Origin of the sequence: Burkholderia sp. Bp9031 (assembly GCF_003857965.1) — a bacterium.
In the GTDB taxonomy this organism is placed as follows: Bacteria; Pseudomonadota; Gammaproteobacteria; order Burkholderiales; family Burkholderiaceae; genus Burkholderia; species Burkholderia ambifaria_A.
In genome coordinates this window covers 198,981-221,860 of record NZ_QTPW01000007.1, presented here as the reverse complement: position 1 = coordinate 221,860, position 22,880 = coordinate 198,981, and the positions used below count along the sequence as shown (strand labels likewise).

The following is a 22,880-nucleotide window of genomic DNA, read 5'->3' as shown; positions in this document are numbered from 1 at the left end:
CGGTATGCGCACCGAGGCCACGCACGTAATCTGCTGCCCTGCTAGCGAGCACGACGGGAAGCGCGTGCGAGTGATCTCGGATTTCGGCTATGACGAGGATGTTGACAGCTATGACCGCAGCCGCGTCGAAGTCGAAATGATCGACACGGGCGTCTGCGGCAGCATCGAGCGGCGCTATTTGTCCGAGGTGCAGTGATGGGCCGCAAATCGGCTTTGACGCCCGAGCAGTGGGCAGAAGTCGAGCGTCGTCATCTGGTCGATGGTGAGTCGATTAATTCGTTGGCGAAGGTCTTCGGTGTCAACGAAGCGACGATCCGGAAAAAAATAAATCCGAATAAATCCGAACGGGGAAAATCCGCGAAACCCTTGCGTGAGCTCGCACAGGAGAAAGTTGAAGCTGATCGGCGCGCCAAGGATATTTCCGAACAGATCGCCGCATTGCCGATTGCGCGCCAGACGATCGTCAATGACCTTGCGCAGAAGCTGACGAATATCAGCGGGCACCTCGCGTCGGCCGCCGAATACGGTGCTGCGACTGCGCATCGGCTCGCGGCCATTGCGAACGAGCAGGCGGCGAAGATCGACGATGCGAATCCGCTCGCGGCAGACAGCGTCGCGGCACTGAAGGGCATTGCAGCGCTGAACAATCTGGCGAACAACGCGAGCGAGATCGGCCTGAACCTGCTTCGCGCAAACAAGTCCGAGATCGAGAAGATCAACGCAGGCGAGGTTGGCAAGATCGGATCGATCGTGCGGCGCATTGTGGATGCGAAGGCATGATCGAGCTCACGATCGAGACGCCGCGAGTTTTCCTCCCGCTGCTTGAGCCTGCGCGTTACAAGGGCGCGCACGGCGGTCGCGGCTCGGGCAAATCGCATTTCTTCGGTGAGATGCTGATCGAGCGCTCGATCATGGCGAAGACGGACGCCGTCTGCGTGCGCGAAGTGCAGAAGTCGCTCAAGCATTCGGTGAAGAAGCTGCTCGAGAACAAGATTGAGGCGTTGAATGCGGGCGCGTATTTCGAGGTGCTCGACTCGCAGATCAATGCGGCGAACGGCGGCCTGATCATGTTCCAGGGCATGCAGAACCACACGGCCGACTCGATCAAGTCGCTCGAAGGGTTCGATATCGCGTGGATCGAAGAAGCGCAATCGCTCAGCCAGCGTTCGCTGGATCTGCTGCGCCCGACGATCCGGAAACCGCGCTCGGAACTCTGGTTCAGCTGGAACCCGGACGAGGAAACCGACCCGGTCGACGTGCTGTTGCGCGGCCCGGAATTGCCTCCGGACGCTTGCGTGATCGAGGTCAATTTCTCTGACAACCCGTGGTTCCCGGATGAGCTGCGTGCAGAGATGGAATACGACAAGCGCCGCGACCCGGACAAATACGCGCACATCTGGCTCGGTGCATACCGCCAGAACAGCGAAGCGCGCGTGTTCAAGAACTGGCGCGTCGAGGAATTCGAGCGGCCACAAGGCACGATTTTCCGTCTCGGTGCCGATTGGGGATTTGCATCTGATCCTTCGGTGTTGATCCGCTGCGACATCGACGGCAACCGCCTGTGCGTCGACCACGAAGCGTACATGGTCGGCTGCGAGATCGTGAACCTGCCGGAGCTGTTTATGGGAGTGCCCGACGCCGAGAAGTGGCCGATCACGGCCGATTCCGCGCGGCCCGAAACGATCAGCCATATGCAGAAGCACGGCTTCCCGAAGATCCGCGCTGCGATCAAGGGCGCGAAGTCGTTGGAAGAGGGCGTCGAGTTCCTGAAGTCGTTCGACATCATCGTGCACCCGCGCTGCAAGCACCTGATCGATGAGCTCACGCTCTACAAATACAAGGAAGACCCGCTCACGGGGGCCGTGCTCCCGATCCTTGAGGACAAGGACAACCACGTGATCGATGCCCTGCGCTACGCCTGTGAGGGCGCTCGCCGGGCCACAAAACCCGCGAAGTCGAAACAACCCGTTGTGCGCCGCTCTGTCATGGGTGGCGGCGCTTGGATGAGCTGATGGCCCGCAAACCGAAAGAGACGCCTGCGTCGCCCGAATCGAAGATCGTCGCCGAAGCGAAGGAGCGCTTCGAGCGATGCCAGGAATTCGAGTCCGAATTTCGCCAGCGATTCATCGAGGACCTGCGCTTCTCGAACGGCGATGCGGACAACGGCTGGCAGTGGCCTGACCAGATCCGCACGACGCGCGAGGGCGATGCGCGGCCGTGCCTGACTATCAACAAGGTCCGTCAGCACAACCTGCAGATCATCAACGACGCGAAGCAGAACAAGCCGAGCGTCAAGACGCTGCCGGTCGACGGTGAGGCTGACATCGAGATTGCGAAGATCCTCGACGGCATCGTGCGCCACATCGAGTACAACTCGCATGCTGAGATCGTATACGACACGGCGACCGAATTCGCGGTGCAGGGCGGCCTTGGCTACTGGCGCATCGTCTGCGAATACGCGCACGACGGTTCGTTCGATCAGGAGATCTTCCTGCGGCGTGTGAAAGACCCGCTGACGATCTATCTCGATCCAGACATCGAATCTGCTGACGGCTCCGACGCCAAGTTTGCATTCGTGTTCGAGGAAATGGCGAAGGCCGAGTACGAGGCGCGTTACCCGAGTGAGGATGCGCAAAGCGTCGTGTTTGGCGACGATACGCAGAGCGATGGCTGGATCAGCAAGAACAAGATCCGCGTGTGCGAGTACTTCCGCAAGACGGCAAAGGTCGACAAGCTCGTGAACCATCCGGTGCGCGGCCCGGTTCGTCTGTCGGAAATCGAAGACGCAGATGAGCGTAAGGTGATCGAGAACGACAAGTCGATCCAGAAACGCGAGATCACCGAACCACAGATCACCTGGTACCTGATCGCCGGCGACAAGATCATCGACGAGAAGCCATGGGCCGGCCGCTACATCCCGATCGTACGTGTGGTGGGTGAGGAAATCGTCATCAACGGCAAGATCGAGCGCAAGGGCCATACGCGGAACCTGAAAGATGCGCAGCGCATGTACAACTACATGTCGTCGGCGAACGTCGAGTACATAGCGTTGCAGACGAAAACGCCGTTCGTCGGGCCGGCTGAAGCGTTCGAAGGGTACGAGAACGAATGGTCGAACGCGAACAAGGACAACCTGCCGTATCTGCCGTATAACTCGCGCGACGAGGAGGGCAACCCGATTGACCGCCCGTCGCGCGAGCAGCCACCGGTTGGAGCGAACGCATACCTGACTGGCATGCAGAACGCCCAGCAGGAGCTGATGATGGCCTCGGGCCAGTATCAGGAGCAGTTCGGCCAGCAGTCGAATGCGCAGGCCGGCGTCGCGATCCAGGCGCGGCAGCGGCAGGGCGATCGCGCAACGTACCACTTCATCGACAACGTGGCGCGTGCGATCCGCTATACGGGCCGCGTACTGATCGACCTGATCCCGAAGATCTACGACACCCAACGGGTGGTTCGCATCGTCGGTGAGGATGGTACCGAGACGTTCGCGAAGCTCGACCCTGAGCAGCAGCAACCGCTGCAGCAGGTTCCGCATCCGTCGATCGCCGACAAGGTGCAGCTGATCTTCAATCCGGGCATCGGTCGCTACGACGTGACCGTCGAGGTCGGCCCGAACTACGAGACGCGCCGGCAGGAAGCATTCAACGCGCTGACGCAGATCATGTCGCAGGATCAGGAGCTGATGAAGGTGGCTGGCGACCTGCTGTTCAAGGCGGCCGACTTCCCGATGGCCGACGAGGTTGCAGAGCGTCTGCACCGCACCATCCCGCCGCAGATTCTCGGCAACGGCCCGACGCCGCAAGAGCAGGACATGCAACAGAAGATGCAGAAGATGGGCCAGATGATCGAGCACCTATCTACCGAACTGCAGAACGCGCGCCAAGGTCGCGAACAGCAAGATACGAACATCAAGGCATACGACGCCGAAACGAAGCGTTTGCAGGCGCTTGGTCAGCCCCTCGATCCGCAGCTCGTTGCGCACGTGGCGACGCAGGTCGTCATGCAGATGACGCAGACCGGTGCGCCGGAAGGTGCGCCACCTGCGCCACCCGATCCAATACAGCCTCAGCAGCAACCCCAGAACCCGCCGAGTGCGGGTTTTTCTTTGCCCGCACCTCAAGGACAGTGACATGAGCTATCCCGGCATCCTCCAGGACCTCGGGTCCACCGCCCCGATTCAGGGCGTCTACCGCATCACGCAGACGCTTGCGCCGGCGCAGGTCGCAGCGAATACCAGTGCCGAACAGACGTTCACGGTGCCGGGCCTTCAGGTGGGCGACTCGATCGATGTCAACAAGCCCTCGCACCAGGTTGGTCTGTCGATTGGCAACGTGCGCGTCTCCGCAGCGAATACGCTGGCGATCCAGTACGTGAACACCACGGCGAGCCCGATCACGCCGACGACCGAGCAATACATCATCGGCGGCCAGCGCTAACCCTGGACCGTCTAGCTTCTTCCCGAAGGCCCGCATCTGAAAGGAGTGGGCCTTTTTCGTTTCCGTACCGGCGCGGCATCACCGGGCTGAAATTCTTGGATACGTCCATGCAAACCGAAGACCAGGCAGCACCCACTGAAGTGACCGTACCGCCGACGACGGAAACACCGGAACAGGCGCACGAGCCCGCTGACACGAGCACGGCCCCGGGCACCGAGCAACCCGCAGCAGCAGTCGAGCAGCAGCCGCAGGAAAAGCCCAAGAACGACTGGGTACAACGGCGCATCGACCAGCTGACGCGGGAGAAGCATGAGGAAAAGCGGCAGCGTGAAGCCCTCGAGGCGCGCCTGCGCGAGCTTCAACCCGATGCGACGACGACCACGACGCAGCCGATGACTGCGGACCAGATCCGCGCGGAAGCGACCCGGCTCATCGCTCAGGAGAAGTTCGACACGGCCTGCAACAGGGTGTTCGACGCCGGCAAGACCGAGTTCCCGGATTGGGATACATCGCTGCGCACGTTCCAGATGCTCGGCGGTGCATCGCAGGACTTCCTGGAGGCGGTCACGTCGATGGATTCCGGCCATAAGGTGCTCCACCACCTCGGCCAGAACCCCGAAGAAGCCGAACGCCTGCTGTCCCTTCCTCCGCTCCGTATGGCGCTTGAGCTCGCCCGTCTCGAAACGACGGTCGGTCAGGCGAAACCCGCTCCCGTATCGAAGGCGCCTGCGCCGATCTCGCCTGTTGGCGGCAAGTCTGCTCCGGTTGAACCGGCTGAGTTTGCCACGACGGCGGATTACGTCGCATGGCGTCGTCGCAACCGCTCCTGAGGCGATAAATGGCAAACACTCTTCTCACACCCGTCAAGATCCTCGACGAATCGCTGATGATTCTCGAGAACATGTTGACCTTCACCAGCCGTTCGAACCGCGACTATTCCAACGAGTTCGCGGTCAGCGGCGCGAAGATCGGCGCGACCGTCAACGCCCGCAAGCCGAACCGCTTCGTCGGCACGACGGGTCCGGCGCTGAACATCGAGAACGTGAACGAAACGTCGGTGCCGATCACGCTGACGACGCAGTTCCACGTCGACTTCACGTTCAGCTCGCAGGAGCTGACGCTCATCGTCGACGAGTTCGCCGACCGCTATATCAAGCCGGCGATGGCAACGATCGCGAACAAGATCGACTTCGACGGCCTCGGTCTGGCGAGCACGGTCGCAAACAGCGTCGGTACGGTCGGCACGATTCCGAACGACATCAAGGTCCTGCTGGATGCTGGCGTGAAGCTCGACAACGAAGCCGCGCCCCGCGACGGGCGACGCACCGCGGTCTGGGATCCGGCCACGAACGGCTCGATGGTGAAGTCGGCAGCCGGCCTGTTCAATCCGTCCACGAAGATCGGCGAGCAGTACGAAAGCGGCATCTTCTCGCCGTCGGGCCTGGGCTTCGACATCGGCATGGACCAGAACGTGAACACGTTCACGACCGGCACGCGCACGAACGGCACCGTTTCCGGTGCTGGACAAACGGGCTCGACGCTGCTCGTCACCGGCCTGGGTGCCGCTGGCACCGTGAACAAGGGCGATACGTTCACGATCGCTGGTGTCTACGGCGTGAACCCGCAGAATCGCCAGTCCACCGGCGTCCTGCGCCAGTTCACGGTGCTCGCGAACGCGACCGCCGACGGCTCTGGCAACGCGACTCTGTCGATCTTCCCGTCGATCAACACGTCGGCGTCGAATCAACAGTACCAGACGGTCACGGCTGGCCCGGCGAACGCCGCCGCCGTTACGTGGGACATCGCCGCGTCGACGCAGTACACGGCAAGCCTCGCATATCACCGTGACGCGTTCACGCTGGCCACGGCCGACCTCGAGGACGTCAGCAAGTACGGCGCGTGGGGTGCGCGTCGCGTGCATAAGGGTATTTCGATGCGGATTGCACGCCAGTATGCGATCGGCACCGACACCGTGCCGTGCCGGATCGACGTGCTGTACGGCTGGGCGCCGGTGTACAACGAGCTGGCCTGCCGGATCGTCCGCTGATGGGCGCTCTGCTTCAGCAATCAGCCCCCGCCGCGGCGGGGGTTTTTGTTTCCGGAGGCAGCGTGTTCCAGGAATTCCCGATGTGGGTCAATGGCCCGAGCGGCAAGCAGCAGATCGTCGAGTCCCAGGCCGCATTCGAGGCGCTCGGCGAGGGCTGGAAGAAGCCGGCGCGCGTCGATGCTGTACCGCGCGAGCAGCAAGCTGATTTCATCGAGTATCCGAAGTGGGTCGGCGATGTTCTCGTACAAAACGCCGAGGAAGAGGCTGCAATCGCGCCGACTGCTCCAGGCGACGCCGATGCACAGGCCGACGATGAGCGCACGGCGCTGATCCAGATCGCCGACGAGAAAGGCATCAAGATCGACAAGCGCTGGTCGAACGACAAGATCCGCGCGGCTCTGGAGGCGGTATGACGACGGCGGTCGATCTCATCACGCTCGCACTGAAGGACATCGGTGCGCTCGGGATCGGCCAGTCGATTTCGCCCGACGACACCGAGGATGCACTGAACACGCTCAACATGATGCTCGGCCAGTGGCAGGGCGAGCGCCTGAGCGTCTATCACCTCGTCGACACGGCGATTCAGTCCACCGGTGCACAGTCGTACACCGTCGGGCCCGGTGGCAACTTCAACACGCCGGCGTGGCCGTACCAGATCAACGCTGCCTATGCGCGACTGAACCCGGGCACCGCGACGCCGATCGACTATCCCGTGACGATCATCCCGGCACGCGAGGACTATTCGCGCATCGCGTTGAAAGCACTCCAGTCGTTCCCGAACTATGCGTTCTACGACGCGGCATGGCCGCTCGGGACGTTGTTCATGTATCCGATCCCGAACGCAAGTTTCGAGCTTCATATCGCCACGCTCGAGGCGCTTCCGCAGTTCGACACGCCGGCCGACGATATCAACCTGCCACCGCAGTACATGGCCGCGATCCGATATTGCCTCGCATGCTATCTGGCGCCTTCGTATCAGCTCGATCCGCAGCCAGCGCTTGTGCGCCTCGCGATGAACGCGAAGCGGATCGTGAAGCGCATGAACGTGCAGATCAAGGCAATGAGCATGCCGCGCGGGCTCGCGACACAGCAGCGGTACAACATCTACAGCGATAGGCCGTATTGATGCGAGTTCCTCTGACTATCGGTGCATATGCCGCGCAGAGCCTCATCGCCGAGGCGCAGCGATGCGTGAACCTGTACGGCGAGCAGAATCCGCAGGATGCTCCGGTGCCTTTTACGTATTACCCGACGCCGGGCCTCACGCTGATCTCGACTCCGCCTGTCGCGGCCGAGTCGCGCGGCATCTACACCGCGTCGAACGGCCGTCGCTACGAGGTTGTGGGTCGCAACGTCTATGCCGTCTCGGCCGACAACAGTTACCAGGCGCTCGGCACGCTTTCGACCGGAAGCGGACCGGTATCGATGGTCGACAACGGATTTTCGATGTTCATCGTCGACGGCAGCATCTCTGGATTCACGGTCGACATCAGCAGCAACGTCATGTCCGCGTGCAGTGATCCGGCCTTCTACGGCGCTGATAAGGTCGATCTCGTAGACGGCTATTTCGTCTTTAACAAGCCGAACAGCACGCAGTTCTATATCTCGAAATACCTCGACGTCACGTTCGATCCACTCGATATCGCGTCGAAGTCGACGTATTCCGATAACCTCGTGACGCTCGCAGTGATGCACCGTGAGATCTGGCTGTTCGGCGCGTTGACGACGGAAGTGTGGTTCAACACTGGCGCATCTGATTTCACGTTCGGCCGCATGCCGGGCGTCTACATCGAGCATGGGTGCGCAGCAAAGTACTCGGTCGCCAAGATCGATCTCGCACTGTTCTGGCTTGGTCAGGATTTGCAAGGGCATGGCGTCGTGTTCGCGGGGCGTAACTATCAGGCCGAGCGCATTTCGACCCATGCGCTTGAGCAGGCGATCAGCGCATATAGCCGCATCGACGATGCAATCGGGTTCTCGTATCTGCAGGGCGGCCATGCGTTCTACGTGCTGACGTTCCCCACAGCAAACGCGACGTGGTGTTTCGATGTCGCGACAGGCCAATGGCATCAGCGCGGATACCTCGAGGCCGACGGCTCGCAGAGCCGCCATCGTATGAACTGCCATTCGTTCAACGATGGTCGGAATCTGGTCGGTGACTGGCAGACCGGCATCGTCTATGAACTCGATCCGAATGTCTATACGGACAACGGCGCACCAATCGAGCGCATTCGGTCATTTCCCCACATCCTCGGCGCCGATGGCAACCGTGTGATGTTCCGCCAGTTCATCGCGGATATGGAGGTGGGCGCCGGGATGCCGGACGACTCCACCGATCCGCTCGTCAGCCTGCGCTGGAGCGACGATCGCGGCGCGACATGGGGCAACCCGGTCACGGCAACGATGGGGCGCCGCGGCGAATTTCGCACTTCGATCCAGTTCCAACGCCTCGGATATGCGCGCGATCGCGTGTTCGAGCTGTCGTGGTCGGAACCGATCAAGACCGCACTGAATGGGGCATGGGTAGACGTTTCGAGGGCGCGAACATGAGAACGACCGCGACGATGCCCAATCCGGGCACGCCTATGACCGGGCCCGACGGCCGCTTGAATCCCGAATGGACCGCTCTGATCATCGCATTGTTGACGCGCACGGGTGGAGAGGGCGATCCGATCGACATCGTCAGCCTTCAGAAGCAAGTGCAGGCGCAAGCGGAGCAGATTGCCAATCTGTTCATGCTCGAGAACAGCGCAGTCCCGGGGGCGCTCATCGGCGCGCTGCTGTTGCGCATTATTGCTCTTGAGTCGATGGTGCAGGGGGTTGTTCCGGTACAGCCAAGCGCGCCGCAAACCGTCCCGGATGCAGTCTCCGTACTTCAGCGAGCAACGACTTCCATTCCCGATGCCGTCGCGATACCGCGGCGCGATACCGACGACCTTCGAAAACTCATCGAGGCACAAGCATGAGCGTCAACTACAAGACTCTGTGGCAAAGCGTCCTCACGGGGACCGCTGCGGCCACGTATGCGCCCGGCGCGGCCATTCAGGGGGCAGTGCATACCGCGAACCTCTGGAACCCCACAGCGGCAGCCGTAACGGTCAATTTCTATCTTGTCCCGAGCGGCGGTACGGCAGGCGACCCGACGCGCATCCATCAGGTTCAGGTGGGGGCCGGCAAGTCGATCATGGTTCCGGAAGTGATCAACACGAAGGTCGTCAATCCGGGTGTGCTGTATGCCGATGGTGCCGGCGTCACATTGACGCTCACGGGAGCAGAGGTAAGCCCGTGATGAGCTCCATGAAAATCTCAATCGAGACATTCACCGGCGAACTCGCAGACGAGATCGTCCCGCTCGGACAGCAGAGCTGGGACGAATGCTCGGAGATCAAGAAAGACACCTGTGCCTATCACGGGCAGCGCGGCCTTCAGATCGAACCGGACATCGATCAGTACCTTTACCTATCCGACCATCAATCATTGATCGCCTTCACTCTGCGTGACGATGAAGGCGTTCTGCATGGATACGCTCTGGCGATCCTCTATCGAAGCCTGCATCTGAAGACTGAACTGTGCGGGAACGTCGATACGTTCTACGTGCAACCGGATCATCGCCGCTCGATGCCACGTCTCATGTCGCAAATCGAAGAAACGCTGCGCGAGCGCGGAGTCAGCATCATCGGATGGCCGGTCACGATGACTGGCAAGCTTTGCGAGATTCTCCAGCGACGCGGCTATATTGCCGATGACGTGGTGATGGAGCTCAAGCTCAAAGATCTTCCGCGAGGTGAGACATGTGCGTAGCTGCTGCAATTGCAGGTGCCGGCGTTGTCGGTATCGCCGGATCGGCGATGCAGTCGAACGCAGCTTCCGACGCAGCACAGACCCAAGCTGACTCCGCAAACTACGCGGCTTCACTCCAGAACCAGCAGTGGCAGCAGACGCAGAAGAATCTCAAGCCCTATATGGACTTGGGTTCGTCGGCGATCAATCCGCTGTTGTCGGCGATGGGCTACAACGTCACGAAGAGCGACGACGGCACGTATTCGTTCAATGGCACGAATCCGACCAACATCCTTCAGCAACAGTTTTCCGCTCCGACCGCAGCGCAGGCGGCTGCGACTCCTGGCTATCAGTTCACGCTCAATCAGGGCTTGAAGTCCGTCCAGAACAGTGCAGCTGCACGCGGGCTTGGCACGTCTGGCGCTGCATTGAAAGGGGCATCGACGTATGCGACCGGTCTCGCCGACTCGACGTACAACGATGTGTTCAATCGTGCGCTGCAGACGTTCAACACGAACTACAGCTCGGCCGCGAACAACGTGAACCGCCTGAGTGGTCTGGTCGGGAATGGTCAGAATGCCGCTGCTACGAATGGTTCGCTGGGGGCCGCAGCAGCCGGCAATATCGGCAATACGCTGATGAGCGGTGCGAACGCACAAGCCTCTGGAATGGTGGGTTCTGCGAATGCCCTGGCCGGTGGCATGAATAGCGTTGCAAATGGCGCGATGACTTACGGGCTTCTTAGTAATAACGCCCTGAGCAACGCCACGTCAGTAAATCCTTCCTATGGCGCCGTAAGTGCGAGCAATCCCACCGGCTACAACGTCGGCTCCAATTCCTACGGATTTTCGGTCTGATCATGCCACTCGATCCCTCGATTCCGCTTCAGGTCAAGGCACCTGAGTTCAACCCGCTCCAGCAGGCGCTGCAGGTCGCGCAGTTCCGCTATATGAATGCGAACGGGCAGGCGATGCAGCAGCAGCTCGACGCGAACAAAGCAGTTTCGGCTGCCTATCAGCAGGCGACGGATCCGACGACTGGGAAGGTCGACAACAACAAGCTGATGGGGATCATCAGCCAAGACCCTCGCGCGGCCTACAACATGAGCCAGATTGCGCAGGGCATCAATACGCAGCAACAGCAGCAGATCGGCATCGACACCGCGAAGCTTGATCAGTCGATCAAGGCGCAGTCCGGGCTCCGGCAGGGTCTCGGCAGTCTTCTGACGAAGCCGGACCTATCGCCGCAGGACGTGATGAGTTTTGGGGTGACACAACTTCAGGCCGGCGCGATCACGCCGCAGGTATTCCAAGCCGAAATGCAGTCGATGCCACAAGATCCGCAGGCACTCCGCGGATGGGTCCAGCAGCATTACATGTCGGCGCTGAACGGCGAAACGCAGCTGAGCGCGATGATGCCGAAGTACGCGCAGGTCAATACCGGGCCCGCAATGGTTGCGGTGAACCAGAACCCGCTAGCAGCCGGCGGAGGCGTTGGAACGGTCGGCTACACGGTTCAGAACGGCTTGTCGCCGAGCGAAGCGCTTGCGCCGGGACTGACGATCAACCAGAACGGGCAGCCGACCACGTACACGAAAGGGCAGATGGCCGGCGGCGCAGTTCCGCAGACGCCGGGTGGCGGATATGCGACCGGGACGCCCCTCGGTGCGTCCGACGTCGCCAGCGGGGCAGCGACGCGCTACAACACGCTGCAGACGGCCGCATCGCAGGCGAAGCCGATGATGCAGACCTACGACCTCGCGAATCAGGCAGTGCAGGGAGCGATCGCGGCCGGTAAGGGATCAGCATCTATTGCGAATGCTCGCGGCACGATACAGACAATTCTGGGTGCCTTTAACATCGCGCCGACCGGTAACTCGGTCAAGGATTATCAGCTCGCGGTGAACTACCTGAATAGCGCAGCTGACCAGGCAGCTTCGTCGCTTGGCCTGTCGGGGAGTGATTCGCGCCTCGCCGCGGCGAAGGCAGGCCAGCCGGACCCGAACAATATGAACCTGCCGGCGCTCCAAGAATCAATCGCGCATGCGAAAGGACTGCAGCAGGCGCTGCTTGACCGTCAGCAGGCGACGACCAACTTCCTCGCGCAGAACGGTAACAACACAAGCCAGCTACCGCAGTTCGAAGCGAAATGGAATCAGTCGTTCAATCCGGACGTGTCCTATATCCGATCATTGCCTAATGAGGCAGCACAGCAGGCTGCAATGGAAGCACTGAATAAGCAGGGCAAGTTGCAGGGCTGGATGAAGGACTATCAGGCCATGAAGGCACTTGGGGCATTCTGATGGCGAACGTTCAGGGTTTCGTCCAGCAGTATGGGCCGGTGGCGGCGGCCGTCAGCCAGCGCATCGGCGTTGCGCCCGATGTGCTGCTCGGCCAGTGGGGGCTGGAAACGGGATGGGGCAAGTCCGTCATCCCGGGCACGAATAACCTCGGTAACATCAAGGGTCCGGGCGTCGCAGCGAAGGACAACCAGACGGGTGCTGTTGATCAATACCGCACGTATCAGTCGCCGGGCGACTTCGCGGCAGATTTTGCTAACCTGATCTCGAGCAACTATCGGAACGCGGTCGGCAAGGGTGCTGATGCCGCTGGCTATGCCGGCGCGCTGAAGGCCGGCGGCTATGCAGAGGACCCGAAATATGTCGGGAAGCTCGCGACGGCTGTCGACATGGTGCGCAAGTTCGGCGATACGGTTGCATCGGCGTTGTCGGGCGCCGCGAATGCGGGCGAGCTCACGCCGGCGCAGATGGGCGGCGCGCCGGTGATCTCGGCAACTGGCCAGCGGCTGAACGGGCCGCAGTCAGCCGCCGCGCCGGCGCAAGCGTGGTCGGCTCCGGCCGTGGCGTCGCCCGGCGATCCGCTGCTCGACATGGCGCACGGCATCATGGGCGGAACCACGCCGGGTGGGGTGTCCCCCTCGGCGAGCGCCGTGCCGAGTACAAAGCCCGCGCAAACCACGGACGACCCGCTATTGTCGATGGCGAGCAACGTGATGGCGGCGAAGCCTACCTCGCAGCCTCAGCAGGCGCCGCAGGCGAATCAACCGCACGAAACTACGCCTCTCGATGTTGCGGGCGCCGCTGTCGAGCCGATCGCGACGCTCGCAACTGGCGCGCTCGGTGGTCTTGTAGGCGGTGTCGCGCGTCTCGGTTCGGCTGCGCTTGGCAGTAGCTACGCTGATGCACAGGCAACTGGCAACAAGATTGCTGACGCGCTCACCTATCACCCGCAGACGCAGGGCGGACAGCAGGCGCTTGCGGGCCTCGGCAATATGGCGTCGAGCGCGAAAAATGCCATCATGAACACGCCGGTCGGGCAGGCGGCGGCTGCCGTTGGGAAAGCCTACGACGACACCTTCGTGAAGGGCGCACCCAATGCGCTGTTGGCGACGATCAACGATCAAGTTCCGGCTGCCACCGCGAACATTGTCGCGCCTGAGCTGGCTGCCCGCGTCAATGGACTCGTGAAGTCGATCGGCCGCGCGGATTTGCCGGCCCCGACGCCAGGCAGCATTCCTTGGTCTGATGCGCGGGGCGCCGGGCCATCGCCGGCGCCTGCACCAAACGCAGCGGCGACGCCGGCCGTGGCGCCGAGCGGATCTGTGCAGGCAGCCGTGCCTCCGGGCGCGGCTGCCGCAGCCGGTGGCGCCCGTGGGAGCATGGGCGCGGCTGGAACCAGCTTCGCTAATCAGGCGCGCGCGGAGGGCGTTCCGGATTCGCTCGTCCAGAAGATCGCCGCGCAAGAGCAGGCCGGAACGTTGAACCCCACGGCAGCGGAGCGCCATATCGAGGCAGGATCGCTGCCGGTGCCGGTTGAACTCACGGCGGGGCAGGCAACGGGCGATGTCAACCTCCTGTCGCATGAGCAGAACATCCGCGGTAAGGCGCCGGAGCTGGCGGAACGCTTCAATGCTCAGAATGGGCAGCTTGCAGCGAACTTCGACGCCATCCGCGACCGCGTCGCGCCCGACGTGAATGTGCCGTCCGGGACGCCCATCGGGCAGGCTCTCGTGGATGCATACAAGCAGGCCGACGCTCCGATTCAGGAGCAGATCGCGCGCGCATATGAGGGCGCGCGCAACGCGGACGGCACGCCCGCGCTCGTGGATTCGGCCGGTGCGATGCGAGATTTTGAGTCGGAGATCGGGCCGACGCGGTTCCGCGCGCTGCCGGCGCGCGTGCAGCAGATATTCTCGGATGCGAAGAACAACGTCGTCGCGCTTCCGGAGGCTTTCGATCGGTCGGCGGGTGCCACGAGGCCGCTGACTGCTCGAGACCTGATGGATATTGACCAGACGCTGTCGGGTGCAATCGGCGAAACCAAGAACACCAGCGTCCAGCACGATATCGGCTTGCTCCGGCAGGCGATTCTCGATGCCCCGATCAGCCCGGCCGCCGGTCCGGAGGCGATGGCTGCATTCAAATCGGCGCAAGCGCAAGCGCGCGCGCGCTTTCAGGCCATGGCCTCAGATCCTGCTTACAAGGCAGCCGTCAATGATGGGGTCGGCGCGGGAGAGCCATCACCGCTGGCGGACGGCTTCGTTCAGAAATATGTCGCTGGCGGCAAAACGGCGAACGTGCAAAACATGCTCCAGAACCTTTCCAGCGACCCGCTGAATCAGCAATACATCGCGGCTGGACTATTGGATCACGTCAAGAGCCAAGCGGGCATCGATCTTCGGACTGGCACCGGGAACGTGAGTCAGGCCGCCCTGAATAAGACCATCCAGAATCTCGGCCAGAAGAGCGGCATTGTATTCGGTGGCGACAATGCGCAGATACTCGACAAGCTGGGAAACGTCGCGCGCTATACGCAGGAACAGCCCCGGGGCAGTTATGTGAACAACAGCAATACTTTCGTGGCAGGGGCAGCCAATGCCGCGAAATCGGCGTTGGAGGGTGCAGCGAACGTTTATGCGCACGGCATTCCGGTTGGCACATGGGCGCGTCAACATCTGGCGAAACGGTCGCTCGGGAAAGAGGCGGCCCAGTCGTTGGAACCGGGCGCCGGCCTCAATAAGCTCAAGTCGGCCGTGGGAAAAAACTAACGGCTATCTCCTCGCATGGCTTCGAGCAGGGCGTCAGTCCCGCCGAAATACGTAATCGCAGCAATTATGCCGAGCGGCCACCAGACGCTTGTAGCCATCGCCACAAGGATCAACTTCCAGATAACGCCCAAAGCCTTTTTCATTTGTTTCCCCTGAGCCTGCCCCGTGCGGGCTTTTTCGATTATAGGCCGCCATCGAGCGGCCTTTTTGTTTTGAGGTGGCAATGGCCTCCATCCTTCCGAACGGGAAAACCCAGTTCATCGACCAGAACGGGAAGCCTCTCGCCTATGGTTACGTTACGTTCTATGCGCCAGGAACGACAACGAAAAAGGATACCTGGCAGGACGCTGCGATGACGCAGCCGAACACGAATCCAGTCGTGTTGGATTCGCGCGGGCAGGCGACCATCTGGGGGTCCGGAACATATCGGCAAATCGTCAAGGACTGGAATGGTGTCCAGATCTGGGATCAAGTCGTCGCCGATCTTTCAGGGCAACTTTCCGACTCGGGCGGCTCGAGCATCGTCGGATTTCTTCAGGTTGGACCGTCGCCTACGCCGCGGACGGCTCAAGACAAGATGCGAGATACCATCAGCGTCAAAGACTATGGCGCCGTTGGGGACGGCGTAACTGACGATACTGCTGCAATCCAGCGAGCCATCAATGCCGCGATCGCTAGGAAGGCGATGCTTTACTTTCCGTGCGGGAACTACCTTGTTTCGTCGAATCTGAATGTATCGAACGCATCGCTCAAGTTCCATGGCGATGGGCTCCAGCAATCCATTCTGACTTTCTCGAATGGAGCTGGGATCGTTGTCGACAACAGCGGCATCACGACCATTCGAAAGCCAGTCGAAATGACATGTCTGTCGTTACTCACGACGACTGTCAAGACTGGTGTGGCGATCACATTCACGGGAAGCGCTGGCACGCGATACGGCCAGCAGCTGCTGTTGCGCGACGTTGAGATTGCGGGGGTGGATTCCAACACTTGCTGGGGTACGGGCGCATCTATCGTGAGCGGCGGAGGTCAGAGCACCATTCATCGCTGCATTTTCAATGGCGGAGGATCTGCCGTTCGTAGTCCCCAGATGATCAGCATCAATGCATCGAAGGGAGTTCACATCACCGAATCGTGGTTGTTCAACTTCGACGATGGTGTCTACATTACCGGCGGCTCCGAGGGGATTACCGTTCGCGACAACATGATCCAAGCCGGGCGCCGTGGCGTTGTCATGGACAACAACAATGGCAACTTGCTCGTCATGACCGGCAATGACATGGCGGTTCGGGAGCGGGGCGTTGTCGTTGGCACGGGAGCAGCGGCCAATGGCTCGAATAGCTGCAATATCAGCGACAACTTCATCATCGCGTGGGACCCGGCGGATGGGGGCACCTACTCGGACTTTGTTGGGGTTGAGTTTTTCTCTCAGTACAACCAGATTCATTCGAATGAGTTTTACAAAAACTCAGTCGGCTTTACCTGCACGGCAATTCATGGCGGCGTAAGTGCGTCTCGCACTGCATCGGTGAACAGCATTCGCGGGAACGTCTATAACACAGTAGATTTTGGGTTGGTCCTCGATTCTGGCGTGACAGCCACCGAGGCATCATTCTGGCGCGCGGTTGGCACAACGCCCGCAAATAGCTTTGTGAATAACGGGAACAGCACCTCGCGAGTTGCATTCCTGGATTCGGATACCTTTTTCTCGTCCGGTGGACTGAAGGCGTGCGTCAATGGCGTGGCCGCTCCTAGGGAGGTTCGGCTCCATTCCCTAGGCGGCTCGACTTGGGATTCTCGTTTTGTCGGAACTGGAGGCACATCGGGTAGCAATGGCGGCGGTTCGGTCACGATTAGTGGTGTGAATGTGTATGGGCCGAATATCGGTCCATCTGCTGACAACTCATCCTCCTCGGGCTATGCCAGTCTGCGATGGTCCGTCGTCTATGCCGCCAGCGGCGCGATCAACACATCCGACGCGCGCCTCAAATCAGCCGTGCGCTCCATGACGGCTGCTGAAATCGCTGCGGCTCAACAACTCGCCGCAGAAATCGGCATTTACCAGTTCCTCGCCGCGATCTCAGAGAAGGGCGCGGACGGCGCGCGCCTTCATACCGGCACGACCGTGCAGCGCGTGATCGACGTTATGCAGTCGCACGGCCTCGATCCACTCCGCTACGCATTCATTTGCTACGACAAGTGGGATGCCGTGGATGCAATCCTTGATGAAGACGGCGGGATTGTGATGCCTGCGCGCGAAGCGGGTGATCTGTATTCATTCCGAGACAACGAGTTTCAGTTCTTCTTATTGGCTGGAATGTTCGCGAGCGTGGCCCAGCAGCAGACAGATAACGAAGCCCTCACTGCTCGCGTCACCGCGCTCGAGGCCAAGGCCGCATAACCACAGGGGAATCGAATGGCTGAACCCACAACCAGCGTGCTCGCGGCGGCCGGCGCGCTGCTCGTCAAAATCGTCCCTGGTGCCATCGGATCGTTGATCGCGCTGCGCTTCATTGGCGATGGGTTGACAGGTCGGCAGAAAGCCGTGTCGTTCGTTGCTGGCGCGGCGTTCTCATACTTCGTCGGTCCGCTGATCGTTACATGGTTTGCAATCGCGGACGGCGGCGCGCAGCAGGCGATTGGCTTTCTTGTCGGCCTGTTCGGACTGGCGATCACGAAAGAGCTGTTCAAAGAAATCAACAACGCGGACTTCATCGGGGCCCTGAAACGACGCTTCCTGGGAGGTCAGTGATGGTCACGATTTTTCTTTTCGCAAATCTCGTCGTGCTCGGCTTCTGCATGTGGATCGCTGTGACTGATGCGATCTCGACGGGCTGGTGGGGCACAGTTGGGTTCTCGATCATCGGTATCGCTTCGGCCGTGAACGTGCTGAAGCCGCTGCGGATGGTCTCGGCGATCGACATGCCCGAGACGCTGATGATGGTCGGCATGGCGATCGTGTGCCTGTGGGTCATGGGCCGAAAGGCGTACTGGTGGAGCAAGGAGCACAAGCATGGGTAATTTCGACCGCTCGGTCCTGATGGCCGAGCTGACTCGCGATGAGGGGCGCAGGCTGAAACCTTACGTCGACACGGTCGGCAAGACGACGATCGGCGTCGGCCGCAACCTGACGGACATCGGGATCAGCGATGCCGAGTGCGACACGCTGCTGTCGAACGACATCGACCGAACGGTCGCATGGCTCGATCGCAACCTGTCGTGGTGGCGCCAGCTCGACGCGGTGCGCCAGCGCGTGGTGGTCAACATGGCGTTCAACATGCAGGGCAAGCTGCTGACGTTCGTCAATACGCTCGCGGCGATGAAGCGCGGTGACTATGCGGCAGCAGCCGATGGCATGCTCGCGTCGAAGTGGGCTGGACAGGTCGGCGCTCGAGCGACGCGACTCGCCGACATGATGCGGAGCGGTGCTTGATTATTTCCTGAGCAGCATCGCGAAGACGTACGACACCATGATCGATGTCCACATCGCGATTCCAAACACGGCTTGTCGAGTGAGTGGATCGGTGGATTTCAGTTGCTGCTGGAGCGTATAGAGAATGAATCCGACTACCACCGTATCAAAAAGGCTGCGCCGCGTGATCTTCCACATGATCGTGCTGGTTTTCATGGCGGTATCCATCGCCGCTTTTGTGGAAGCGCTGGTCTTTGAAACAGCCCACTTGAACAGCGCAATTGTCACGGCGACGATCAGTGCAGCGGTAACGCTGGTAGCTAACTGGCTGATGTCGATCATATTCCCTCGCTGGATGAGTTGGGGTGAACCACCCGAGCAGGGAAGCGGCGAGAAAGAGGGTGGCGGCGCACCGGGAAGTTACCACACCGCCCAACGTGACCAGAAAAACGGGGAAGAATCATGACGATCCTCGACCCGCGCGTCTGGCTGGCCTTCCTCGCCGCGCTTGCGATCACTGCCGGTGGCTGCTACTTCAAGGGGCATGCCGACGGCGTGCGTGTGACGACCGCCGCAGCGCAGAAGGACCAGCTCAAAGCTGTCGACGCGGCCCGCACCGAAGAACAACGCCGCACTGCGGCGCAACAGGAGGTAGCCGAGAATGCTGCTCAACAACGTGACCAGGCGCGCGCTGATGCTGCCGCCGCTGCTTCTGCTGCTGACGGCTTGCGCAAGCAAGTTGCCGTGCTCGTCGAGCGCGCCCGCCATCCCGCCGCTGCCGCCGGAAGCGCGCCAGCCGGCGACCCCATCGGTGTGCTCGCCGACGTGCTCGACAGCATTGACGACCGCGCGGGAGAACTGGCAAAAATCGCTGACGAGCGAGGCATCGCCGGCCAGCAGTGCGAGCGGGACTACGACGCGCTGACGGTTGCAAAATAGGCACGGGGCGCCGGTTCAATTCCGGCGTCAATCTTCTAGAAACTACGCATTCGTTACGCACGAATCGCTGAATCTCTTGCTGATATTGGGGCGTAATTTTCCGGTCCCCGGCACCAAAATCGCTTCCATGTGATTCCACGAAGTTCCAAAGACCCGCGAGGAATAAGCCTCTCGCGGGTTTTTTGTTTCCATGACGTTCTGTCGGGTGCGTTTGCCATCCGGGGGGGTATGTGGTGGGTATGTTAGGGGTATGGGCTGCATTCGTGGCCAGTTTGGCAGGAGATACCCCCAATGCCTTTGACCGACACCGCTATCAGGAACTCGTTTGAAGCAGTGGCGTATGACTGGCTCGAAGAGCGCAAGTCCGTGGTGCAGATCGAGCAGCACGAGAAGACGTTGGCGCGGTTCAAGAGCGACGTGTTTCCATGGTTGGGAAAACGTCCTGTCGTCGAGAGCGACGCCCCTGAAATTCTTGCGGTTTTGACGCGGATCGATAGCCGCGGGACTCGCTATTCTGCACACCGGGTCCATAGCGAGATGAGTCGCGCCTTCCGCTATGCAATCAAGGAAGGGCGTGCGAAGAGCGATCCGGCGCGGGATTTGATCGGTGCGATCCCGGCTCCGGTGGAAACGCACTTTGCACAGGCCAGTTGCAAAAGGCGTCCCGGTGTTCCCGGATCTTAACTGGACTGTCACGGTAATCGAATCCGGATCGATCTGGATGGAGACGGTTTGCACGGTCCGAGATCTGCAAGCGTATCCCTTTGTCGTGCTGTTAGGTGAGCCGGGAAGCGCCAAGTCGGCGACGCCGCATCGCGAGCCTATCTCGAGTTGACGGTGAGGCCGCCGTCGACTGCAACACGCGCACCATTGATGTAGCGCGCCTGATCGGAGGCAAGATAGGCAACCATACTGCCAATCTCTTCTACGTGTGCCCAGCGCCCGGACAAAATGCCCTTCGCAAGACAAAATTCACGCAACCACTCGTCGACGTTCTTCCCAGCGTTCTGGGCCATTGTCCGCGCCCATTCATCTCGCCATTCAGTTCCCACCAGCCCTGGCACCACCGCATTGACATTGATCTTGTGGCTCGCAAGATCGGCGGCAAGGTATCCGGTCATGTGAATAAGCGCAGCGTTATTCATCCCGTAAGTCAGCGCGGGGTTCCAGGTCATCACCCCCGATGCGCCTGTAATATTGACGATCCGTCCGGTGCCATCGGTCGGGATCAGCGGGAGAAACTCGCGGATCACTCGCAATGCCCCGAGATTCTTGATCTCGATCTGGCTGAGCCAGTCGCTGTCGTCCCACAAAATTTCGCGATCGCGTCGCTGAATCGCTGCCCCGGCATTATTGACCACGATGTGGACGTTTCCATAATGCTTCTGGGCCCGTAAGCTCGCATGCCGGACCTCCTCGGGCTTTGTAACGTCGGCACTGATGGGCAGAGTCTGTACGCCAAACTCGTCTGCGATGTCATGAGCCGTACGCTCAAGATCGACGGTGCCTCGCGCCAGCAGCACGAGGTTCACGCCCTCGGCGGCGAGCGCTCTCGCGACTCCTTTTCCTACACCTTTGCTTGCTCCCGATACAAGCGCTGTCCGTCCGTTGAGATTCAACTCCATCGCTGTCTCCTTTTTTTCGATGTTCCTTCTTGCATTCAACGCACACGCGCCCTTGGCTAGTGAGCGCGCGGGAATCCTTCTAAAAATGGCGTGTCAGGAGTCCAGGATCCTGACGTTGTAGCCCGCATCGTCGAATGCAACGAGAAACTCTTCTGGAAACAGCCACGAATCGACGACGACACGATTCGTAGTCCGATTGATCGTGATGCCGGCATCCGGATCGACCCGTTTGATTTCATGCGCGATTGCGCTTTCAGTCTCGTCGTCGATCAAGTGATCAAGTAGAAATTCCATGATTTGATTCCTGTTTGTGGCAGGCGTGCGTTGCGCACGTGCCACCGTGCAGATTGCATCCGTTCGCACGCGGGCTACATAGTCGGCAACACACGTCCGAAACACGTGCGCGGACGTTGTGCACGGCTGGCCGAGAAAGCGGGGGAGTGATCCGCGCAGTAGCAAACGGATCGCGGGAATCACGTTAAGGGAATTGTGATGCGATGGATAGATCCGGTTCGTCGAACATAGTGTTTTCGATCAACGAACACGAGCTGCGCGGTTAGCGGAGTAGACGGCTGATGCGTCGCGTTTCAGTGCGGCGTATGCGTCAATTGGAAGGACATCGAATAACTGAAGCGGCTTGCGGGATGTACGCCCGACGTTACCTCAATAACCGTGTCCTGCGCATAGTAGGTTCGGACAATGCGCAGTCCGGCCGATCCGTCCGGGACGTGCAGTGCCGCTGCCTGCTCGCCGACAAGTAGCAGCCCATGGATCTGCTGCTCGACACGTGTCGCCCTGACGCCGTATTGCTGTTCGAGCATCGTATGAACCGGCGTGTCCAGCGTTTTCGAAACCCCCTTTAATTGACTGTAGCGGCCAGTGACATAGAGGTCGACGATTGCTATCGGCTCGTCGGCGCCAGCCAGGTCGTATCGAATTCCTTCGATGTGCAGCCACTTCGCCCCCGGCGGGCAGTGCAGGAACTGGGATTCGGCATCGCTGACCGGACGCACGTTATGCGACATGACATCGAGTCGCGTGCCTTGCGCATAGCGAGCAAGATCCGACAACGAATCCATCGACTGCACATAACGCGTCTGCGGATAGCGCGCGATCACGCGCGTGCCGATACCTGCCTGTCGGCTGATCAGACCGAGATCGCACAACTTCAGAATGGCCTGACGCACGGCGTAGCGGCTGAGATTCCACTGAGCGCACAGTTCAGCTTCCGTAGGCAACATGTCCCCGACCTGAAACTGGCCGCTGCCGATGCTCTGCACCAGCGCGCGCGCGAGGTCGACGTGACGAGGCTGGGGCGATTCGAGCGAGACGATGTCTGACGCATGGGTGGGGGCGATCATGGGTGGCAAGACGGGGGTTGAGCGGCTTTCAGTATAGCGGGCACCTCTTGGTTTGTTCGAATGTTCGTATGCCGATGGTGGGTACGGATCGCGGGGACGCATCAGGGGATCGGGGTATATCCGAATGTTCGAACATTTGAACAATTCATAAAGTTCAGCCACGTACTGATGGCGCTCGAACCGACGGCGCCCTGAATCCGGAGCTCGTTC

26 protein-coding genes and 1 pseudogene are annotated in these 22,880 nt (G+C 60.6%); 23 read left to right on the top strand and 4 right to left on the bottom strand.

Going from position 1 to position 22,880, the window contains the following annotated elements; translation table 11 throughout:
- Nucleotides 1-4: 4 nt before the first annotated feature.
- The 16 genes from DIE15_RS12335 to DIE15_RS12260 all read left to right on the top strand — a co-directional run bounded on the left by DIE15_RS12335 (nt 5) and on the right by DIE15_RS12260 (nt 15,333).
- The gene (locus tag DIE15_RS12335; protein WP_124833341.1) at nt 5-196 is read left to right on the top strand and encodes a hypothetical protein; all 192 of its coding nucleotides are present in this window, start codon (nt 5-7) and stop codon (nt 194-196) included.
- Nucleotides 196-780: a Hin recombinase gene (locus tag DIE15_RS12330; protein WP_124833340.1), complete on the top strand. Its 585-nt coding sequence runs from the start codon at nt 196-198 to the stop codon at nt 778-780. Before DIE15_RS12335 ends, DIE15_RS12330 begins: the two co-directional genes overlap by 1 nt.
- Nucleotides 777-2,012 carry a PBSX family phage terminase large subunit gene (locus DIE15_RS12325; protein ID WP_124833339.1) on the top strand — a complete coding sequence of 412 codons (1,236 nt, stop codon included), beginning with the start codon at nt 777-779 and terminating at the stop codon, nt 2,010-2,012. Before DIE15_RS12330 ends, DIE15_RS12325 begins: the two co-directional genes overlap by 4 nt.
- A complete protein-coding gene (locus DIE15_RS12320; RefSeq protein ID WP_124833338.1) occupies nt 2,012-4,132 on the top strand; it encodes a portal protein in 2,121 nt (706 codons plus the stop codon). Before DIE15_RS12325 ends, DIE15_RS12320 begins: the two co-directional genes overlap by 1 nt.
- A 1-nt stretch (nt 4,133) precedes the next feature.
- Entirely contained in the window at nt 4,134-4,439 is a 306-nt protein-coding gene (locus tag DIE15_RS12315) for a hypothetical protein (RefSeq protein ID WP_124833337.1), read from the top strand.
- 107 nt (nt 4,440-4,546) lie between these two features.
- Nucleotides 4,547-5,269 carry a hypothetical protein gene (locus tag DIE15_RS12310; RefSeq protein ID WP_124833336.1) on the top strand — a complete coding sequence of 241 codons (723 nt, stop codon included), beginning with the start codon at nt 4,547-4,549 and terminating at the stop codon, nt 5,267-5,269.
- An 8-nt stretch (nt 5,270-5,277) separates the two neighbouring features.
- The gene (locus DIE15_RS12305) at nt 5,278-6,486 is read left to right on the top strand and encodes a P22 phage major capsid protein family protein (RefSeq protein ID WP_124833335.1); all 1,209 of its coding nucleotides are present in this window, start codon (nt 5,278-5,280) and stop codon (nt 6,484-6,486) included.
- Complete coding sequence (locus DIE15_RS12300) at nt 6,486-6,899, top strand: hypothetical protein (protein WP_124833334.1); 414 nt, start codon at nt 6,486-6,488, stop codon at nt 6,897-6,899. The genes DIE15_RS12305 and DIE15_RS12300 overlap by 1 nt, the downstream gene beginning before the upstream one ends.
- The gene (locus DIE15_RS12295; protein ID WP_124833333.1) at nt 6,896-7,612 is read left to right on the top strand and encodes a packaged DNA stabilization gp4 family protein; all 717 of its coding nucleotides are present in this window, start codon (nt 6,896-6,898) and stop codon (nt 7,610-7,612) included. The genes DIE15_RS12300 and DIE15_RS12295 overlap by 4 nt, the downstream gene beginning before the upstream one ends.
- A gap of 65 nt (nt 7,613-7,677) precedes the next feature.
- The gene (locus DIE15_RS12290; RefSeq protein ID WP_185734435.1) at nt 7,678-9,036 is read left to right on the top strand and encodes a packaged DNA stabilization protein; all 1,359 of its coding nucleotides are present in this window, start codon (nt 7,678-7,680) and stop codon (nt 9,034-9,036) included.
- On the top strand, nt 9,033-9,452 hold the full coding sequence (locus DIE15_RS12285; RefSeq protein WP_124833331.1) for a hypothetical protein: 420 nt from the start codon (nt 9,033-9,035) through the stop codon (nt 9,450-9,452). Before DIE15_RS12290 ends, DIE15_RS12285 begins: the two co-directional genes overlap by 4 nt.
- A complete protein-coding gene (locus tag DIE15_RS12280) occupies nt 9,449-9,775 on the top strand; it encodes a hypothetical protein (RefSeq protein ID WP_124833330.1) in 327 nt (108 codons plus the stop codon). The genes DIE15_RS12285 and DIE15_RS12280 overlap by 4 nt, the downstream gene beginning before the upstream one ends.
- A complete protein-coding gene (locus DIE15_RS12275) occupies nt 9,775-10,287 on the top strand; it encodes a GNAT family N-acetyltransferase (RefSeq protein WP_185734433.1) in 513 nt (170 codons plus the stop codon). The genes DIE15_RS12280 and DIE15_RS12275 overlap by 1 nt, the downstream gene beginning before the upstream one ends.
- A complete protein-coding gene (locus tag DIE15_RS12270; protein WP_124833328.1) occupies nt 10,278-11,123 on the top strand; it encodes a hypothetical protein in 846 nt (281 codons plus the stop codon). Before DIE15_RS12275 ends, DIE15_RS12270 begins: the two co-directional genes overlap by 10 nt.
- A gap of 2 nt (nt 11,124-11,125) precedes the next feature.
- On the top strand, nt 11,126-12,568 hold the full coding sequence (locus DIE15_RS12265; RefSeq protein ID WP_124833327.1) for a hypothetical protein: 1,443 nt from the start codon (nt 11,126-11,128) through the stop codon (nt 12,566-12,568).
- The gene (locus DIE15_RS12260; RefSeq protein WP_124833326.1) at nt 12,568-15,333 is read left to right on the top strand and encodes a glucosaminidase domain-containing protein; all 2,766 of its coding nucleotides are present in this window, start codon (nt 12,568-12,570) and stop codon (nt 15,331-15,333) included. The genes DIE15_RS12265 and DIE15_RS12260 overlap by 1 nt, the downstream gene beginning before the upstream one ends.
- Nucleotides 15,334-15,366: 33 nt before the next feature.
- On the opposite strand, the gene DIE15_RS12255 is transcribed toward DIE15_RS12260, so the two are convergent.
- Nucleotides 15,367-15,567, bottom strand: a complete 201-nt coding sequence (locus DIE15_RS12255) for a hypothetical protein (RefSeq protein WP_124833325.1) — start codon at nt 15,565-15,567, stop codon at nt 15,367-15,369.
- Between DIE15_RS12255 and DIE15_RS12250 the strand changes: the two genes are divergently transcribed.
- The 7 genes and pseudogenes from DIE15_RS12250 to DIE15_RS12220 all read left to right on the top strand — a co-directional run.
- Nucleotides 15,557-17,734, top strand: a complete 2,178-nt coding sequence (locus DIE15_RS12250; protein WP_124833324.1) for a glycosyl hydrolase family 28-related protein — start codon at nt 15,557-15,559, stop codon at nt 17,732-17,734. The genes DIE15_RS12255 and DIE15_RS12250 overlap by 11 nt on opposite strands.
- Nucleotides 17,735-17,749: 15 nt before the next feature.
- Nucleotides 17,750-18,085 carry a holin gene (locus DIE15_RS12245; RefSeq protein WP_124833323.1) on the top strand — a complete coding sequence of 112 codons (336 nt, stop codon included), beginning with the start codon at nt 17,750-17,752 and terminating at the stop codon, nt 18,083-18,085.
- Nucleotides 18,085-18,354 carry a holin gene (locus tag DIE15_RS12240; RefSeq protein ID WP_260428235.1) on the top strand — a complete coding sequence of 90 codons (270 nt, stop codon included), beginning with the start codon at nt 18,085-18,087 and terminating at the stop codon, nt 18,352-18,354. Before DIE15_RS12245 ends, DIE15_RS12240 begins: the two co-directional genes overlap by 1 nt.
- A complete protein-coding gene (locus DIE15_RS12235; protein WP_124833321.1) occupies nt 18,347-18,766 on the top strand; it encodes a glycoside hydrolase family protein in 420 nt (139 codons plus the stop codon). Before DIE15_RS12240 ends, DIE15_RS12235 begins: the two co-directional genes overlap by 8 nt.
- Before the next feature lie 124 nt (nt 18,767-18,890).
- On the top strand, nt 18,891-19,211 hold the full coding sequence (locus DIE15_RS12230) for a hypothetical protein (RefSeq protein WP_124833320.1): 321 nt from the start codon (nt 18,891-18,893) through the stop codon (nt 19,209-19,211).
- Nucleotides 19,208-19,684 carry a DUF2514 family protein gene (locus DIE15_RS12225; protein ID WP_124833319.1) on the top strand — a complete coding sequence of 159 codons (477 nt, stop codon included), beginning with the start codon at nt 19,208-19,210 and terminating at the stop codon, nt 19,682-19,684. The genes DIE15_RS12230 and DIE15_RS12225 overlap by 4 nt, the downstream gene beginning before the upstream one ends.
- Nucleotides 19,685-19,993: 309 nt before the next feature.
- A pseudogene (locus DIE15_RS12220) lies at nt 19,994-20,326 on the top strand (tyrosine-type recombinase/integrase); the annotation flags it as partial.
- A gap of 179 nt (nt 20,327-20,505) precedes the next feature.
- Here the strand turns inward: DIE15_RS12220 and DIE15_RS12215 are convergent.
- The 3 genes from DIE15_RS12215 to DIE15_RS12205 form a co-directional block, all read right to left on the bottom strand.
- Nucleotides 20,506-21,309 carry an SDR family NAD(P)-dependent oxidoreductase gene (locus DIE15_RS12215; RefSeq protein ID WP_124833318.1) on the bottom strand — a complete coding sequence of 268 codons (804 nt, stop codon included), beginning with the start codon at nt 21,307-21,309 and terminating at the stop codon, nt 20,506-20,508.
- Between the two features lie 93 nt (nt 21,310-21,402).
- Complete coding sequence (locus DIE15_RS12210; protein WP_124833317.1) at nt 21,403-21,603, bottom strand: hypothetical protein; 201 nt, start codon at nt 21,601-21,603, stop codon at nt 21,403-21,405.
- A 293-nt stretch (nt 21,604-21,896) separates the two neighbouring features.
- Nucleotides 21,897-22,670 carry a GntR family transcriptional regulator gene (locus DIE15_RS12205; RefSeq protein WP_124833316.1) on the bottom strand — a complete coding sequence of 258 codons (774 nt, stop codon included), beginning with the start codon at nt 22,668-22,670 and terminating at the stop codon, nt 21,897-21,899.
- Nucleotides 22,671-22,880: the final 210 nt, after the last annotated feature.

Excerpts from the sequence above, each read along its gene's own strand:
- DIE15_RS12335 (WP_124833341.1), top strand. The coding sequence starts at position 5 with ATGCGCACCGAGGCCACGCACGTAATCTGCTGCCCTGCTAGCGAGCAC.
- DIE15_RS12330 (WP_124833340.1), top strand. The coding sequence starts at position 196 with ATGGGCCGCAAATCGGCTTTGACGCCCGAGCAGTGGGCAGAAGTCGAG.
- DIE15_RS12325 (WP_124833339.1), top strand. The coding sequence starts at position 777 with ATGATCGAGCTCACGATCGAGACGCCGCGAGTTTTCCTCCCGCTGCTT.
- DIE15_RS12320 (WP_124833338.1), top strand. The coding sequence starts at position 2,012 with ATGGCCCGCAAACCGAAAGAGACGCCTGCGTCGCCCGAATCGAAGATC.
- DIE15_RS12315 (WP_124833337.1), top strand. The coding sequence starts at position 4,134 with ATGAGCTATCCCGGCATCCTCCAGGACCTCGGGTCCACCGCCCCGATT.
- DIE15_RS12310 (WP_124833336.1), top strand. The coding sequence starts at position 4,547 with ATGCAAACCGAAGACCAGGCAGCACCCACTGAAGTGACCGTACCGCCG.
- DIE15_RS12305 (WP_124833335.1), top strand. The coding sequence starts at position 5,278 with ATGGCAAACACTCTTCTCACACCCGTCAAGATCCTCGACGAATCGCTG.
- DIE15_RS12300 (WP_124833334.1), top strand. The coding sequence starts at position 6,486 with ATGGGCGCTCTGCTTCAGCAATCAGCCCCCGCCGCGGCGGGGGTTTTT.
- DIE15_RS12295 (WP_124833333.1), top strand. The coding sequence starts at position 6,896 with ATGACGACGGCGGTCGATCTCATCACGCTCGCACTGAAGGACATCGGT.
- DIE15_RS12285 (WP_124833331.1), top strand. The coding sequence starts at position 9,033 with ATGAGAACGACCGCGACGATGCCCAATCCGGGCACGCCTATGACCGGG.
- DIE15_RS12280 (WP_124833330.1), top strand. The coding sequence starts at position 9,449 with ATGAGCGTCAACTACAAGACTCTGTGGCAAAGCGTCCTCACGGGGACC.
- DIE15_RS12275 (WP_185734433.1), top strand. The coding sequence starts at position 9,775 with ATGAGCTCCATGAAAATCTCAATCGAGACATTCACCGGCGAACTCGCA.
- DIE15_RS12270 (WP_124833328.1), top strand. The coding sequence starts at position 10,278 with ATGTGCGTAGCTGCTGCAATTGCAGGTGCCGGCGTTGTCGGTATCGCC.
- DIE15_RS12265 (WP_124833327.1), top strand. The coding sequence starts at position 11,126 with ATGCCACTCGATCCCTCGATTCCGCTTCAGGTCAAGGCACCTGAGTTC.
- DIE15_RS12260 (WP_124833326.1), top strand. The coding sequence starts at position 12,568 with ATGGCGAACGTTCAGGGTTTCGTCCAGCAGTATGGGCCGGTGGCGGCG.
- DIE15_RS12250 (WP_124833324.1), top strand. The coding sequence starts at position 15,557 with ATGGCCTCCATCCTTCCGAACGGGAAAACCCAGTTCATCGACCAGAAC.
- DIE15_RS12255 (WP_124833325.1), bottom strand. The coding sequence starts at position 15,567 with ATGGAGGCCATTGCCACCTCAAAACAAAAAGGCCGCTCGATGGCGGCC.
- DIE15_RS12245 (WP_124833323.1), top strand. The coding sequence starts at position 17,750 with ATGGCTGAACCCACAACCAGCGTGCTCGCGGCGGCCGGCGCGCTGCTC.
- DIE15_RS12240 (WP_260428235.1), top strand. The coding sequence starts at position 18,085 with ATGGTCACGATTTTTCTTTTCGCAAATCTCGTCGTGCTCGGCTTCTGC.
- DIE15_RS12235 (WP_124833321.1), top strand. The coding sequence starts at position 18,347 with ATGGGTAATTTCGACCGCTCGGTCCTGATGGCCGAGCTGACTCGCGAT.
- DIE15_RS12230 (WP_124833320.1), top strand. The coding sequence starts at position 18,891 with ATGAATCCGACTACCACCGTATCAAAAAGGCTGCGCCGCGTGATCTTC.
- DIE15_RS12225 (WP_124833319.1), top strand. The coding sequence starts at position 19,208 with ATGACGATCCTCGACCCGCGCGTCTGGCTGGCCTTCCTCGCCGCGCTT.
- DIE15_RS12215 (WP_124833318.1), bottom strand. The coding sequence starts at position 21,309 with ATGGAGTTGAATCTCAACGGACGGACAGCGCTTGTATCGGGAGCAAGC.
- DIE15_RS12210 (WP_124833317.1), bottom strand. The coding sequence starts at position 21,603 with ATGGAATTTCTACTTGATCACTTGATCGACGACGAGACTGAAAGCGCA.
- DIE15_RS12205 (WP_124833316.1), bottom strand. The coding sequence starts at position 22,670 with ATGATCGCCCCCACCCATGCGTCAGACATCGTCTCGCTCGAATCGCCC.